The 14,302-nt window shown below is 59.3% G+C and carries 14 protein-coding genes; 3 read left to right on the forward strand and 11 right to left on the reverse strand.

Annotation, left to right across the window (positions count from 1 at the left end):
* Complete coding sequence (locus tag GH656_RS08280; RefSeq protein ID WP_153075436.1) at positions 1–1,350, reverse strand: 8-oxoguanine deaminase; 1,350 nt, start codon at positions 1,348–1,350, stop codon at positions 1–3.
* A gap of 530 nt (positions 1,351–1,880) precedes the next feature.
* Here GH656_RS08280 and uraH point away from each other — a divergent pair.
* The gene (gene uraH / locus GH656_RS08285; protein WP_153075437.1) at positions 1,881–2,234 is read left to right on the forward strand and encodes a hydroxyisourate hydrolase; all 354 of its coding nucleotides are present in this window, start codon (positions 1,881–1,883) and stop codon (positions 2,232–2,234) included.
* Positions 2,235–2,331: 97 nt separating this feature from the next.
* Positions 2,332–3,525 carry a urate hydroxylase PuuD gene (locus tag GH656_RS08290; RefSeq protein ID WP_153075438.1) on the forward strand — a complete coding sequence of 398 codons (1,194 nt, stop codon included), beginning with the start codon at positions 2,332–2,334 and terminating at the stop codon, positions 3,523–3,525.
* 213 nt (positions 3,526–3,738) lie between these two features.
* Here the strand turns inward: GH656_RS08290 and GH656_RS08295 are convergent, their stop codons facing one another.
* The 4 genes from GH656_RS08295 to GH656_RS08310 form a co-directional block, all read right to left on the reverse strand.
* Positions 3,739–5,037 carry a tetratricopeptide repeat protein gene (locus GH656_RS08295; RefSeq protein WP_153075439.1) on the reverse strand — a complete coding sequence of 433 codons (1,299 nt, stop codon included), beginning with the start codon at positions 5,035–5,037 and terminating at the stop codon, positions 3,739–3,741.
* 93 nt (positions 5,038–5,130) lie between these two features.
* Positions 5,131–5,964: a class II glutamine amidotransferase gene (locus tag GH656_RS08300; protein WP_153075440.1), complete on the reverse strand. Its 834-nt coding sequence runs from the start codon at positions 5,962–5,964 to the stop codon at positions 5,131–5,133.
* A gap of 137 nt (positions 5,965–6,101) precedes the next feature.
* Positions 6,102–6,785 (reverse strand): MarC family protein, encoded by a 684-nt coding sequence (locus GH656_RS08305; protein ID WP_153075441.1) that lies wholly within the window; start codon positions 6,783–6,785, stop codon positions 6,102–6,104.
* A gap of 302 nt (positions 6,786–7,087) precedes the next feature.
* Positions 7,088–7,480, reverse strand: coding sequence for a YgiW/YdeI family stress tolerance OB fold protein (locus GH656_RS08310; protein ID WP_153075442.1), 393 nt, complete (start codon positions 7,478–7,480; stop codon positions 7,088–7,090).
* 254 nt (positions 7,481–7,734) lie between these two features.
* Between GH656_RS08310 and bluB the strand changes: the two genes are divergently transcribed.
* Positions 7,735–8,391, forward strand: coding sequence for a 5,6-dimethylbenzimidazole synthase (gene bluB / locus GH656_RS08315; protein ID WP_153075443.1), 657 nt, complete (start codon positions 7,735–7,737; stop codon positions 8,389–8,391).
* Positions 8,392–8,523: 132 nt separating this feature from the next.
* Here bluB and GH656_RS08320 read toward each other — a convergent pair whose 3' ends face one another.
* From GH656_RS08320 to tadA, 6 genes are all read right to left on the reverse strand, one after another.
* Positions 8,524–9,048, reverse strand: a complete 525-nt coding sequence (locus tag GH656_RS08320) for an ureidoglycolate lyase (RefSeq protein ID WP_153075444.1) — start codon at positions 9,046–9,048, stop codon at positions 8,524–8,526.
* Complete coding sequence (gene alc, locus GH656_RS08325; RefSeq protein ID WP_153075445.1) at positions 9,048–10,058, reverse strand: allantoicase; 1,011 nt, start codon at positions 10,056–10,058, stop codon at positions 9,048–9,050. Before alc ends, GH656_RS08320 begins: the two co-directional genes overlap by 1 nt.
* 90 nt (positions 10,059–10,148) lie before the next feature.
* A complete protein-coding gene (uraD, locus tag GH656_RS08330) occupies positions 10,149–10,682 on the reverse strand; it encodes a 2-oxo-4-hydroxy-4-carboxy-5-ureidoimidazoline decarboxylase (RefSeq protein ID WP_153075446.1) in 534 nt (177 codons plus the stop codon).
* Positions 10,679–11,629: an allantoinase PuuE gene (gene puuE / locus GH656_RS08335; protein WP_153075447.1), complete on the reverse strand. Its 951-nt coding sequence runs from the start codon at positions 11,627–11,629 to the stop codon at positions 10,679–10,681. The genes uraD and puuE overlap by 4 nt, the downstream gene beginning before the upstream one ends.
* A 499-nt stretch (positions 11,630–12,128) precedes the next feature.
* The gene (gene ldcA, locus GH656_RS08340; protein ID WP_153075448.1) at positions 12,129–13,055 is read right to left on the reverse strand and encodes a muramoyltetrapeptide carboxypeptidase; all 927 of its coding nucleotides are present in this window, start codon (positions 13,053–13,055) and stop codon (positions 12,129–12,131) included.
* A gap of 46 nt (positions 13,056–13,101) precedes the next feature.
* Positions 13,102–13,674 carry a tRNA adenosine(34) deaminase TadA gene (tadA, locus tag GH656_RS08345; RefSeq protein ID WP_153075449.1) on the reverse strand — a complete coding sequence of 191 codons (573 nt, stop codon included), beginning with the start codon at positions 13,672–13,674 and terminating at the stop codon, positions 13,102–13,104.
* Between the last annotated feature and the right edge of the window lie 628 nt (positions 13,675–14,302).

A 14,302-nucleotide genomic window follows, 5' to 3' on the forward strand; every position in this document is an offset into this window, starting at 1 on the left:
TTAATGAGCCATCTGGTAGAGCGTCGCAGCAAGCTGGTTGTGACGCTCAATCACCGGGCCGAGGTCAACCGTAGTCAGCCTGCCGTCGCGCACCACCACCTGACCGCCAATCACGCTATACGCCACCTGGGATGGTGCGCAAAACACCAAGGCTGCGAGCGGATCGTGTAACGCCCCGGCAAAGAGCGGCTGGCGCAAGTCAAACGCGACGAAATCAGCAGCCATGCCAGGCGCGAGCGCCCCGATATCGTCGCGGTTGAGCACCTTTGCCCCCCCTAGCGTGGCAATCTCCAGCGCCTCACGGGCCGTCATCGCATCGGGCCCGAAACCCACCCGCTGCAACAGCAACGCCTGACGCATTTCACCCACCATCTGCGCCCCATCGTTCGACGCCGAACCATCCACCCCCAGTCCTACCGGCACACCTGCGAGCCGCATCCGCTGCACCGGGGCGATGCCTGACGCGAGGCGCATGTTCGAACAGGGGCAATGCGCGACACCGGTCCCGGTGCGGGCAAAGAGCACGATGCCCGCCTCATCGAGCTGCACGCAATGCGCGTGCCAGACATCCGGCCCAACCCAGCCGAGATCCTGCGCGTATTCAGCGGGGGTCATGCCGAATTTTTCGCGGCTGTAAGCGATATCGTTGACGTTCTCCGCCAGATGGGTATGCAGCGATACGCCGTAATGACGTGCCAGCGCGGCGGATTCACGCATTAAATCGCGGCTGACCGAAAACGGCGAGCACGGCGCAACCACCACCCGCAGCATCGCGTAACGTCCAGCGTCGTGATAGGTCTCGATCAGGCGCTGGGTGTCCTGCAAGATATCGGCCTCACGCTCCACCACCGCATCTGGCGGCAGCCCGCCCGCTGACTGCCCCACGCTCATGCTGCCGCGGCTAGCGTGAAAACGCATGCCAATCCGGCGCGCCGCCGCGATGCTGTCATCGAGGCGGCTGCCATTCGGATAGATATACAAATGATCGCTTGAGGTAGTGCAGCCCGACAGCAACAACTCCGCCATCGCAGTCAGCGTAGACACTTCGATCATTTCCGGCGTGAGATTCGCCCAGACCTTGTACAGATTCGTCAGCCAACCGAATAGCTCGGCGTTTTGCGCAGCAGGCAGCGCCCGCGTCAGGCTTTGATACATGTGGTGGTGGGTATTGACGAGCCCAGGAATCACCAGATGCCCGCGCATGTCGAGCACCTCGTCCGCCGTCTGCGGCAATGAGGCTGTCGGCCCGACCGCGACGATGCGGTTGCCTTCGAGATACAAGCCGCCATCGCGTAATTCGCGGCGCTCGCCGTCCATCGTGACCAGCATGTCGGCGTGTTTGACCAGCATGGTTTTGCTGCGTTGTTGCCCGTGTTGCCCGTTCTGCACAATTGCTCCCGTTTTGCTCGTGGCCAGTGTGGCCAAACCGGTTGGCTGCGAGGGCGCTGACGAGCTGCCGTGTCCCGGCACACTCAGAACCCGCACAGAATTAACCCGGTTACCCAGCGAACCAGCGCCGTCTTCGGGGTGCGTCAGCCAAACCGAAAGCGCGCACGTGCGCACCTTCTCCGACCAAAATTACGCTGGCAATACGCCCCCAGGTAATGTTCACCTTTGCGCTTTGCATATAGTCGTGCGTCTTCACCGCAGGCTTACAAATAACCGTCATGTGACCTGGCTTATCTTTTGTATCGCTCGCGCACTGAGGGGTCCATCTTTCTACAATGGCGGCCACGGCACACTGGTTTGCGCTGATTGCCGACGGACCGCTCACCACTGACGTAGTGCCCCGATCCGCCGCCGCTGGCGCAACCCGCAACGCCGTTCGAACCTCGCAATTCACACAAGACACAAAACACAAGACACAAGGAAAACAGCGAATGGGAAAGCTCACCACCCACGTGCTCGACACGGCAAATGGCCGCCCAGGCGCGGCGCTCAAGATCGAACTCTTCGCGCTTGACGGCAACTCACGCCGCTCATTGCTCACCACGCAAACCAATCACGATGGCCGCTGCGACACACCGTTGCTCGAAGGCGCGGCCTTTGTCACGGGCGAATACGAACTGGTATTTCACGCCGGTGACTATTTCGCCAAACAAGACGCGACGCTGCCCAAGCCGCCGTTTGTCGACCGGGTGGTGCTGCGCTTTGGCGTCGCCGACGCCAGCGCGCACTACCACGTGCCATTGCTGGTATCGCCGTGGTCCTACAGCACCTATCGCGGCAGCTAGGCCTCGCCATCAAGGCAACCTCAAGCAGCATCAAACAACAGCACACCCCCTGTGCGCACACATCTGACCTATAACAAATGCGAAGTGGAGAAGTTTCATGGAAGGCTTTATCACCGACTGGCTGAATCTGGCGATCCGCTGGTTTCACGTCATTGCCGCGATTGCATGGATTGGCGAATCGTTTTATTTCGTTGCCCTTGACAACAGCCTGAAGCCGCCACAAGACCCGAACCAGAAACGGCGGGGTGTCTTTGGCGAGTTGTGGCACGTGCACGGCGGCGGCTTTTACAACATGCAGAAGTACACGGTAGCCCCGCCCGAAATGCCTGACGACCTGCACTGGTCAAAATGGCCGTCCTACACCACCTGGCTGTCGGGTTTCGGCTTGTTCATGGTGCTTTACCTGTTCGCGCCCAACACCTATCTGATCGACAAAAACGTGCTGGATATGGGCCCCGTGGTGGCCATCGCATCGGCGCTCGGGTTTCTCGCGGCAGGCTGGATCGTCTACGACTCGCTGTGCCGCCTGCTCGGCAACCGCGACCGGGTGCTGGGGATTTGCGTCGGCATTTATGTGCTGCTGGCCGCCTGGCTCGCATGCCATATTTTCGCGGGCCGCGCGGCGTACCTGATCATGGGTGCAATGCTCGCCACGATCATGTCGGCCAACGTGTTCTTCGTCATCATTCCAGGCCAGCGCAAGATGGTCGCGGCCATGCTCAAGGGCGACGTGCCCAACCCGATCTACGGCAAACGCGGCAAGCAACGCTCGGTGCATAACACTTATTTCACGTTGCCCGTGGTGTTCGCCATGCTGTCGAACCACTACGCCATGACCTACACCCATCCGTACAACTGGGCGGTGCTGGTCATGATCATGCTGGCCGGCGCGCTGATTCGCCAGTTCTTCGTGATGCGTCATCGCGGCCAGGTGCTGTGGTATCTGCCGCTAATCGGCATCGCGCTGATGTTTGCGGCACTTGCCTGGACCATGCCCAAACCCGTGGCGCGCGTCGCCCAGGCCCCTGGGGCAGCGGTCGTGCGCATTGCCGATATCGCACCGGCAATACAGCAGCGCTGCGCTACCTGCCATTCGGCTCATCCAACGATGATGGGCAGCGCACCAGCAGGCGTGCTGCTCGATACGCCCGATGAAATTTCGAAGCACGCGCAGCAGATTTACCAGCAGTCCGTCGTGCTTAAAGCCATGCCGCTTGGCAACGTCACGCAAATGACCGACGACGAACGGAAAAAAATCGCGGAGTGGTTCCAGAGCGGTGCAGCCAAATAAGCGGCTGTTTTCCACGACCGCGGGATTTGACCCGAAGTCAACGCGTTAAACGCCAGCGGGCTTTCGCCATATGCGAAAGCCCGCCTGGTATTTGTGCTTGTGTTTATGTTTGTACTTACCCGGTGATTTCGCGGCGCTTCGGCTGCTACGCCCGGTGCATTTGCTCATGTGCGCGGCACAATCAGGATGCTTAAATAAGCATCTATCTCAGCTTCATCTATCACCAGCCGTTTGCCGCATCGAGCGCAAACGCGTTTCGATTCCCTGGACAACCCGTTTCCAGTCCGGCTTCCCATGCAGCGTCTCATCCCCTTGCCGCACCAACCACATCTCTGGCCCGTACCACGGTGCCCGCTCACCCGCTTTCAACCAGCGCCAGTCAACACCATGGCGCGGCAGCATCACCCAGCAAGGCACGCCTAACGCCCCAGCCAGATGGGCCAGCGCTGTATCGACACACAGCACCAGATCCATTTGCGCCACCAGTGCCGCCGTGTCGCCAAAATCACGCAAGGCCGAACCGGCCGAAATCAGCGGTTGTTGCGCCGCACAGGCTGTGATCTCCGCTTCTTCGCTTGCGCCCTTTTGCAGACTGACGAACTGGACGCCCGCAATCGACCACAGTGGCTGCAGCACAGACAGATGAGGCAACGAGCGCCGCGCGTCGTTGGCGTGCTGCGCATTGCCCTTCCACGCAAGGCCGACGCGCAGCGCAGCAGGAGGCAGACAAGCACGCCATAGCGCTTCGCGCTCAGCGGGAACACTCAGATAAGGGGTCTTGGCAATCGTGTCGAGCGTCGTGCCCAGGCAGCGCGGCAAGCTCGCCAGCGAAATCCAGAAATCATGTGCATGCAGCGCCTCAGGCCGGGTGATGAGCTGATCAAGCGCAGTAATGGTTTGCAACACGGAGGCCAGCGTGTCATGGCAAACGAGCGAGAGTTGCGTGACCCCTAGCGCCTTCAGCTGTGCCGCGTAGCGCACAAACTGGAGCGTATCGCCATAGCCCTGCTCCGCGAGCAGCAACAGCGAACGGCCCGCGAGACATTCGCCCTGCCACTCCGGAAACGGCAGCCTCCCGTACTCGGGAAAAATTTGCTTGCGTGCTTCGTAAGCGTCCCAGCCTTCGGCATAACGCCCCTGAGCCAGCAGCAGCAAGCCGAGATTAAAACGCGCCTGGGCAAATCCAGCATCGAGTGCAAGCGCCTGGCGGTACGCCTGTTCAGCGTCATCCAGATGTCCGAGATCTTCCAGCACGCCGCCCAGGTTGTTATGAATGCCGGCTTGCCCGGGTGCGCCATTCAACGCCTGGCGATAAGCAGCTTCGGCCTCAGCCAAGCATCCAGTCTGACGCAACAGGTTCGCCAGATTGTTCCAGCCCAGCACATGTGCCGGGTCACATGCCAGCACTTGTGCGTAGGCTGCCTGGGCCTCGGCCAGACGGCCCGATTCATGCGCGTCAAGCGCCAGATTGAGCCAGCGCAGGGCTTCACCGGATGCGCTCGTGGACACCATCGTGGATCTCTCGCGTCTGGGTTGAATCAGGTTGATCTGGGTTGATCTGCTTAAGGCAAGCTCATGCGTGCCGTGGGATAAGCTCGCCACGGGTCAAGGCAGCGACGGGCTAAACGTACGCTGTTCGAGCGAGCCGCCGCGCGCGATCACCGCTGTGGATTCTGGAATTTCCTCCCACCAGTCGGGCAAATCCAGCAGTGGTTCAGAGAGCACCAGAAAAGCATCCTCACCCACCGCGGTAATACGCCGGTCATGGGGATACAGCGCGTGCAGATGCTGGAACGATGCGCTATGAAACAGTGAGCGCGACTGCCGCTCGCTTGAATAGCGCACCGCGATGATCTGCTCGCCATCGGTGGCGCAGACGGTCATATTGAGCGGCTGTGCCACGCCGTAACGCTGGCCCGTGGCCTCCACCACCGCCGCCATCCGCTCAAGCGCCAGCACCGGGTCAAGCTCCAGACCAAAAGTCAGCGCCAGAAAAAACAGCACTTCGGAATCAGTCGATCCTTCAATTGAGGCAAACAGGCCCGGATCAATCGCCATCATCAGATCGCGCCGAACCAACGGATAATCGCGCACCAGCCCGTTATGCATGAAGAGCCAGCGGCCGTAGCAAAACGGATGACTGTTGGTTTCCTGCGCTGGGGTATCGGTCGCGGCACGAATGTGAGCGACGAACAGAGGTGAATGCACCGCGCGCGCGGCATCACGCAAATTGCGGTCACTCCAGGCTGGGTGCGCGCTGCGATAGCGAAACGGCAAATCAGTCGGATGACCGTACCAGCCAATGCCAAAGCCATCGCCATTGGTGGTGGTCTGACCCAGACGCGAGTGCAGGCTCTGGTCGATCAGCGAATGCCCTGCGCGAAACAGCACGGTTTCGAGTTGAATCGGATTTCCGGTGTAAGCCAGCCAGCGGCACATAGTGAGTTTCCTGTCGAGTAACGGTTCATGGTTGTCTCGCACGATGGATAGGCCGCAGTAGTCACAGTAATCGCCGTAATCGCAGCCATCAGGCCCGCCGCATGCAACGGCTGGGCCCGGCGCTGGAGAACGGGGACCTAATTCGCGCTCTGCGCGCCGCTGACCAGCGGCGTAATAAATTCTGACAAGCCAGTCAAAATAATTTGCACACCGACGCACAACAGCAAGAACGCGGACACCCGCAATGCGACCTTGGTGCCGTCAGCGCCGAGATAACGCGCAAACGTCGCAGCCCGGCTGTAGGTGAAGTAAATCACCAGCACCACGATCAATGAGATCGACACCGTCGTAATCATCGACAGCATGAAATCGGCGAGTTTGTGCGTGCGGTTCGCATTCAGTGCAATCGCCGTGGCCATCGTGCCAGGACCGGTGGTCAGCGGAATCGTCATCGGGAAAAAAGTCCGCGCACTGACATTTTCGGCATCCACGGCAGCCGCCTCGGGTTCGGGCGTCCGCTTGGCAGGTGCATCCGGGGCATTCAGCATCTGCCAGCCGCTAACCGCGACGGCAAGCCCGCCGCCAATACGTAGCGCTTCCATCGAAATGCCAAAGAAATGCAGGATCGGCGTCCCGACAAAAAACACCACCAGCAACACGCAAAATGCGTTGATCGCAATACGCTTGGCCAGCGCTGCGCGCGCTTCGTAGCTCAGCGATTCGGTCCGGCCCAAAAACACAAAGGCGATGCCGAATGGATTGATGATGCTAATCAGCGCCGTAACGCCAAACAAAATTTCAGATATCAAGCTATGGATCATGAACGTGATTCATTTCAGGGGAGCAAAACGGCTGCCATCGACCCGCGGTCATGGCAGCACCAAGGAATCACCCGGCTGCCAGCAACTGGCCGTGCGATGGGCGAGAGTGTAACTGCAACAAAATCGGGATGCGGCATGGCGAAGACGCGATGGCCCCAGAAATTTTCCTGCACGGATTCTGGCGCGCGTTATTGCCTTTTTAATACGCTAGTTTTAAACAAGCCGGACGATGATTGCGGGGCAGGAATAACGCCCTGCCCCGCAGGTTGGCAAACGATATAACGTCGATTTCTCGCGTACAGTTAATGCATTACGACGATCATTTTTTTCACTTCCAGTTTCGATTTTCCAAGGATTTTTTTATCGTATTTACCGTTTAGCTCAAGCGTCATTTCCGGTGAAATAGTGACGTTTTGCGGGAAATATTTGCTGGAAATTTCTACTTCGATTTCACCGCTCGCATCAGCCAGCACGTAATGCTCACCACCGGTATGCCGCACCAGCTTGCCGCGCAGCGTCACGTACTGGTCATCCGCTCCCGTTTCCAGCAGCTGCTTGACCGTCATGCCCGCCACTGAAGAAGGCCCGCTATAGTGCGGCGTGCTTGGCCCGCTATAACCCTGGGCGCTGACAAACGTCGAGGCGCTAGCCAGTACGGCAAACACAAGAGATTGACGGATTAGACCTGATTTCATGGTGTATTCCTCACAGTGAAGCAAAACAATGAATGGCATCGGATAAAACCGATGAAATGCCGGATGGCATCATTAAAACGCGCCGGTCAATATATGGCGCGGCAAAATACTGCGCAAGCGAGCTTACCGTGTGTTTCAGAAAATAATTGAATATTTGTGTCTCAAGCGAGGCAAGTAGAGAATGGCATGCCTGTTTTCTCTCTCAACGCTATTCAATCTGACTATTGCAGCCTTTTCCGTCCATGACCGAGCCCATGACTGAGCCCTTTAATGATGCCGATCGCGCCGCTGTATACCGCGCCATTTATGAACGGCGCGACATGCGCCACTTCGTGCCCAAGCCACTTGACCCCGCCCTGTTGCAACGCCTGCTTGACGCCGCGCATCACGCCCCCAGCGTCGGCTTTATGCAGCCGTGGCGCATTGCGCGCATTACCGACACCACGTTACGTACCGCCTTGCACCGGATTGTCGAGGACGAACGGCAAAAAACCGCTGAAGCATTAGGGCAGCGCGGCGACGAGTTCATGCGGCTGAAAGTTGAAGGCATGCTGGAATGCGGCGAACTCCTGGTCGTCGCACTGATGGACCGGCGCGAAGCGCATATCTTTGGCCGCCGCACGCTACCCGAGATGGACCTGGCGTCAGTTGCCTGCGCGATCCAGAACATGTGGCTCGCCGCACGCGCCGAGGGCATCGGCATGGGCTGGGTTTCGCTGTTCGACTGCACGCAAGTGCGCACGCTATTGCGCATGCCACCAGGCGCACAGCCGGTCGCCATTTTGTGTGTAGGCCATGTCGAGCAGTTTTATCCTGAGCCGATGCTCGAAACCCAGCGTTGGGCCAGCCGTATGCCCTTAGCGCAATGCGTGTTCGAAAATCATTGGCCGGAGACGGATGGCGCGGCTTAAGGTGCGCTGGGTATTTTTAGGTGTTCTTCGGTATTCGCCATAAAAAACGCCCATCGCAATAGCGATGGGCGCGTGAGACCAAACCTGCTTCTGGAATGTGCGTGCAAAGCGTGCTGTCCGATTCCTGGCGCTTCAGCGCTTCACTGCTTCAGAACCACGCTTCAACGCCTCACTGGTCAACCACAACGACGCGGGCAAATCCTGCTCGTGCAGATTCAGCCCGTCACCGCCCCGGTCCACAACAATAAAATCACTGACTTCGGCGAGTGCGATCAGCGGGTGATGCCACACGCCTTTCGCGTAATTGACCCCTTGCCAGCCCTGCGTGACAAACGCTCGTACCTGCGCCACATCAAGCTCACCCGCAGGAGCGACCACCACCAGATAGGGCTTGTCGTTCAACGGAAGAAACGCCTGACTTCCCAGTGGATGACGCTCCAGCATTTTTACTTCGAACGGCAACGTCCGCGGCTGGCCACGAAACAGATTGACTAATGGCCGCCCCGCTTCATCCGTCACATCGACTTGTGCCAGATCGTGATAACGGATCGTCGTCCCGAGATTGATCTGAATCTGTTTGGCCCCGTCTAGCTCAATCACATCGCCAAATGCGGCGAACGCATCACGTGTCAATGGCTCGATCGTCAGCGTCTTCATCACGACAGCGTGCCCCACAGACGCAGGCGCGACACTCCGCCATCAGGAATGATGTTGAAGCGCACATGGGTGACAAGCCCCAAGGCCGCAACTTCGCTTTCAAAATAATGCTGCTTGTCCATCTGCAATTTTTGCTCGCCAAGCAACATCGGCCAAAACATCGCCTGGGTAATCAGCGAGCTGTCGGTGCCGCCTTTCACGCAGGCCGCCTGAATGGAACACCGGTCCGGATAGTTGCCCTTGAAGTGCGCAGTATCGACTTCGATCTTGCGAATCACCCCAGGCTGCGCCAGCGCGACAATCGCCCAGTCATTGCCGGGCTCACGCCGCCGCCGGGTTTCCCAACCATCGCCCATATTCTGGCCACGGCCTGGCATCAAGATGGTTGAGGCGGGCCCAAAGTGCTGGTTGTTCGCCGCAACAACGTAAGCGCCGTTTTCCATCGCAGCGAGATCGAACTGCTCAGTGCGGCTCGCACCGGCCCAATCCATCTGCGGCTGGCCATACACCCGCAAACGCGCAAGACCGCCATCGGGGTACAGGTTCACGCGCAAATGCGTATAAGGCTGAGCGCTGCTGGTTTCGACATAGTGATGGCTATTACCCTGCAACGTCATCGACGCCACGATCTCGGTCCATTGGGTGGACTGGTTCGGCGCACCGTCAGGCACATAGGCGGCTTCGACTGATGCAGCCGGAGGAAAGTTACCGGTGAAGTGGCTGGTGTCCAGATCAAGCCCCTTGATCACACCCGGGCGCGCCAGCTTCACGACACACCAGTCATAGCCGTTGGCCCGCTTGCGCCGGGTTTCCCAGCCGTCCATCCACTTGCCGTGGTCGTCGTATTTGCCGGGAATAAAAACAGCAGGCTCCGGGTTCAGCATCCGCTCTTTGGGTGCGAAAAAATCGTCGCTGGCCTCTAGCGCCTGTGCGCCAAGACGCGGGTCCGCCAGGTTCACATAACGTCGCGTGAATTCAGGCGCATTCGGATCGAGCATGGGGAGTGCCATCTTTATCTTCCTTGTTATCTAGTGAGTTAACAAATGCCGGGCAGCCGTTCTAGCCACCCGAAGCGATATGCCGCGCGGATTTAAGCGCCATCAAGCATCAATCAGGTCATCAAGCCTGAAACGGGCAATCCGGTAAATCTGGTCAAGGCTCGCGCGCAACTCTTCGGCGTAGCTGTGATTGATTCGCGCTTCGAAATTTTTGATGATGCCGTGACGGTCATAGCCACGCACCGCCAGAATGAAAGGGAAACCAAACTTCTTGCGGTATGTGGCATTCAGCCTGAGAAGCTTGTCGAACTCTTCCTGAGTGCACAGGTTGAGGCCCGCGCCGCTTTGCTCGCGGGTGGACTCATCGGTGAGTTCGCCCCGTACCGCGGCTTTGCCCGCCAGTTCCGGGTGAGCGTTGATCAGCACGAGCTGGGCCGGCTCACCCGCAGTTTCAACCGCTTGAATCATCGCCTGATGCAACGCATCAATACTGGCAAAGGGCCGTTGCGCCGCTACATTGCGCGCCACCCATGGCGAATGTTCAAACACACCGGATAACGCCGTGACAAACTCTTCGAGCGACGCCTGATTAAGCTGATTAAGGGGGTATTTAAGGGTGTCTTGCATGGCTTTCATGCCTCGCTCCCGTTGAGTGTTGGCTGATACGGATGCTGTTCACGCCAGTGCCGTGCGATCTCCACGCGGCGCGCCACCCAGACACGCTCATGCTGCTGCACATAATCGAGAAAACGCTGCAGCGCACGAAACCGCCCAGGCCGCCCCAGCAAGCGGCAATGCATGCCGACCGACAGCATCTTGGGAGCTTCATCGCCTTCGGCGTAAAGCACATCGAATGCATCGCGCAGGTAGGTAAAAAAATGGTCCGCCGTGTTGAAGCCCTGGGGGCTGGCGAAGCGCATGTCGTTGGTATCCAGCGTGTAAGGCACGATCAGTTGCGGCACCGTTGCGCCCCCACTCACAGGCACATCCATCCAGAACGGCAGATCGTCACCGTAGTAATCGGAGTCGTAAAGAAAGCCGCCATATTCGGCAACCAGACGGCGCGTATTCGGGCTGTCGCGGCCGGTGTACCAGCCAAGCGGACGCACGCCCGTGATGCGCTCAATCGCTGCCATGCCGAGGCGCATATGTTCGGCCTCGCGTTCAGCCGGCATGTCCTGATAGTGAATCCAGCGATAACCATGGCAGGCAATTTCATGACCAAGCTCGACAAACGCCCGGGCCACCTCAGGCTGCCGCTCAAGCGCCATGCCGACGCCAAATACCGTGAGCGGCAAACCCCGTTTTTCGAACTCGCGCAGGATGCGCCACACCCCAACCCGTGAGCCGTATTCGTAGATGGATTCCATGCTCATATGGCGCGCAGGGTATGCCGCAGCACCCACGATTTCAGACAGAAACTGTTCTGAGGCCGGATCACCATGCAGCACGCAGTTTTCGCCGCCCTCTTCGTAATTGAGCACAAACTGCACCGCAATACGGGCGCGTCCCGGCCAGTTGGCCTGAACCGGATAACGGCCATAGCCGCGCATATCGCGGGGATAGTACGAATCAGATGACATGGTTGGACGCCAGGATACGTGAGTGACAGGAAAGTGACAGGCCAATGAGAGGCGGATGAAATACGGATGACGAACTAGCTGCAGACGACGCCATGCACGGGAACCAGCATGCATCAAGGCAGACCAGAACAGCCAGTAGCAACGTGTTTCAGGCCCGCCTGGAAAAGTGGAGCAAGTGTAGCGAAAACACTCTCTCGCGCCATACACGCAGGCAGATAGTGCGTGTATGCATCGGCGTATGGACGGCACATGGGCCTGTCTGGCAGGGCATCAGAACAAACTCCGCGTTTACCCTCGGCAAACGGTAGCGTGCTGCATGCGGAAGATGGGGGATGAGAAATGCGCGGCGAACCAGTGGATCCGGCTGAACAACCGTTGAACCCAGACCGGTATGTCTGCAATGTCTGAAGGCAGGGCCAGGGGCGAAAGCTGACGCTGGAACGTAACGCGAGACGCTAATGCCAACCGCCCAGGCTCAGGCCCAACCTCAGGCCCAACCTCAGGCCAGCGTCGGATGCCCTGACACCGTGAGCGTAAAACCATGCGCATTAGCCAGCAAACGTGCCTTCGCTCCCACGGGCAACGTCACCTTGTCTGGGATGTGGCCAAACGACAAGCCGGTGACAAGCGGAATCCCGATCACCGAGCGCACCTGGTCAATCATCGCGTGCAAGTCGTAACCATTGTCGTAGTCGAACCTGCGGCCACCTGAGAAGTCCCCTAGCAGCAGCGCCTGCTGCTGCCGGAGAATGCCAGCCTCATGCAACTGATAAATCATCCGTTCGAGACGGAACGGCTGCTCGTTGATGTCTTCGATAAAGAGAATGCCGCCTTGCACCTGCGGCAAATACGGCGTGCCCACCAGCGACGCCAGCACCGCCAGGTTACCGCCCCACAGAAGGCCCGTCACATCAGCGGACTGGAGCTGCGGCACCATGCTGCTCAGCGTGAAAACCGGCTGGGTCAGCGCAGACCAGAAATGCTGCAGCGTGAACGCACTCAGCACCGGTGCGCCGAAATCGCTGGTCAGCATCGGCCCGCTGAACGTCGTCAGCCCCGCGCGGGCCAGCAGCGCCAGTTGAATCGCGGTGAAATCGCTATGCCCGACCAGCGCCACTGGCTGATCATGCAAACGCTGCTGCAGGCCCTTGTAGTCGAGCTCATGTAGCAATCGCACTGCGCCATACCCACCACGCACCGCCATCACGATGTCCGGCAAGCGGCGCTCAGGGTCAGCCAGGCGGTTCAGGTCTGCGATGCGCTCGCCATCCGTGCCGGCAAAACGCTGCACGCACCGCTGGGTAACCTGCTCCCCCTGAATCTGCAACCCTTGTGCACGCAACTGCTGCAGCGCGCGCTGAACCGTTTGCGGATCATCTGGATAGCCCGAGGGCGCAATCAGTTCAAGCGTGCGGAGAACGGTCATGTTCAGGAAGCTCAGGAGTTCAGGAATTCAGGAAGGGAGAGATCGGCTAGACAGCGTCTGAAAGCGGCCCGGAGGATTCGGCTGCGCCACGCCCGGCGTCGCGGGCAATACGGCTGGCCTCGCGCCGCTGGGCAAAAAACCGCTTGAGCGCCGCGCTGCATTCGTGTTCGAGCACGCCACCGATAACCGCCGTGTGATGGTTCAACTGCGGCTGGGCAAAGGCATTCATCACGCTGCCACAAACACCCGTTTTGGGGTCCCGCGCGCCAAACACCACGCGCGCGAGGCGCGCATGCATGATCGCGCCCGCGCACATCAGGCACGGCTCAAGCGTCACGTAAAGCTCACAACCCGGCAAACGGTAATTGGCCAGCGCCTGAGCCGCACCACGCAACGCCAGCATTTCCGCGTGAGCCGACGGATCATGCGTGCCAATCGGATGATTGAATCCTCTGGCGATCACCTTGCCATCCTTCACCAGCACAGCACCCACGGGCACCTCACCCGCCGCCTCGGCTTCTTGCGCGGCAGCCAGCGCCAGGGCCATGAAATGACGGTCGCGCGCTTCGCGCGCCGCTATGTCATCGCTTGATTCAATACTTTCGTCGAGCTGTTTCATCGTTTATCCAGAACGCTGCGCGGCATGCCAGTGAGGCCGGCGCATTCTAGCAGGGGGCTGACGGCGTTTTTGGGCGGCGTTTTTGGGCTTCATCCTTGTTCCATCCTCGCTTCCCTACAGGCAAAGCGCTCGCGGGATAGCCGTCGAGCCTCGCTCAAGGGATAACGCACACCGCCACCTGCGCTATGCTTCACCCCGTTCAAATTTCTGTTCAGTACGGCTCCGGTATGAAAATCCAGAAACACTTTTTTGCCATCGAACACACCTTACTCAAGCAACCTTCGCCGCGCGCCGGGCGGTGCAGGCCACATGCGCCACACGCACTCTTGACGCCCGCCAGCTCGCGCCTGCGCCTAACACTAACAGCCCTCGTGGTATGCACCGCGTTGTCCGGCTGTGGCGTGTTTTGTGGCGGAGGCGGCGGTAGCGGGGGCGGCTTCGCGGGAGGATGCGCGGCGGGCATGCGGTTCTAGGCTTGCACCCCCGCTCTCCCGCGCGGAGAGCGCCTGCCCGCTGTGGTATCGCGTGAAAATCGCCCCTCTTGCCACGCTGACTTAATTAAGAACGTCTGAATTGCTTGCGGTAAATCACGAGCGACGCCGCAGATACCACGACACCACGAACACCG

The organism is Paraburkholderia bonniea (assembly GCF_009455625.1).
Lineage (GTDB): Bacteria > Pseudomonadota > Gammaproteobacteria > Burkholderiales > Burkholderiaceae > Paraburkholderia > Paraburkholderia bonniea.

What these genes read in the sequence shown, in the direction of transcription:
- GH656_RS08280 (WP_153075436.1), bottom strand. Translation starts at nt 1,350, where the DNA reads ATGCTGGTCAAACACGCCGACATGCTGGTCACGATGGACGGCGAGCGC.
- uraH (WP_153075437.1), top strand. Translation starts at nt 1,881, where the DNA reads ATGGGAAAGCTCACCACCCACGTGCTCGACACGGCAAATGGCCGCCCA.
- GH656_RS08290 (WP_153075438.1), top strand. Translation starts at nt 2,332, where the DNA reads ATGGAAGGCTTTATCACCGACTGGCTGAATCTGGCGATCCGCTGGTTT.
- GH656_RS08295 (WP_153075439.1), bottom strand. Translation starts at nt 5,037, where the DNA reads ATGGTGTCCACGAGCGCATCCGGTGAAGCCCTGCGCTGGCTCAATCTG.
- GH656_RS08300 (WP_153075440.1), bottom strand. Translation starts at nt 5,964, where the DNA reads ATGTGCCGCTGGCTGGCTTACACCGGAAATCCGATTCAACTCGAAACC.
- GH656_RS08305 (WP_153075441.1), bottom strand. Translation starts at nt 6,785, where the DNA reads ATGATCCATAGCTTGATATCTGAAATTTTGTTTGGCGTTACGGCGCTG.
- GH656_RS08310 (WP_153075442.1), bottom strand. Translation starts at nt 7,480, where the DNA reads ATGAAATCAGGTCTAATCCGTCAATCTCTTGTGTTTGCCGTACTGGCT.
- bluB (WP_153075443.1), top strand. Translation starts at nt 7,735, where the DNA reads ATGACTGAGCCCTTTAATGATGCCGATCGCGCCGCTGTATACCGCGCC.
- GH656_RS08320 (WP_153075444.1), bottom strand. Translation starts at nt 9,048, where the DNA reads ATGAAGACGCTGACGATCGAGCCATTGACACGTGATGCGTTCGCCGCA.
- alc (WP_153075445.1), bottom strand. Translation starts at nt 10,058, where the DNA reads ATGGCACTCCCCATGCTCGATCCGAATGCGCCTGAATTCACGCGACGT.
- uraD (WP_153075446.1), bottom strand. Translation starts at nt 10,682, where the DNA reads ATGAAAGCCATGCAAGACACCCTTAAATACCCCCTTAATCAGCTTAAT.
- puuE (WP_153075447.1), bottom strand. Translation starts at nt 11,629, where the DNA reads ATGTCATCTGATTCGTACTATCCCCGCGATATGCGCGGCTATGGCCGT.
- ldcA (WP_153075448.1), bottom strand. Translation starts at nt 13,055, where the DNA reads ATGACCGTTCTCCGCACGCTTGAACTGATTGCGCCCTCGGGCTATCCA.
- tadA (WP_153075449.1), bottom strand. Translation starts at nt 13,674, where the DNA reads ATGAAACAGCTCGACGAAAGTATTGAATCAAGCGATGACATAGCGGCG.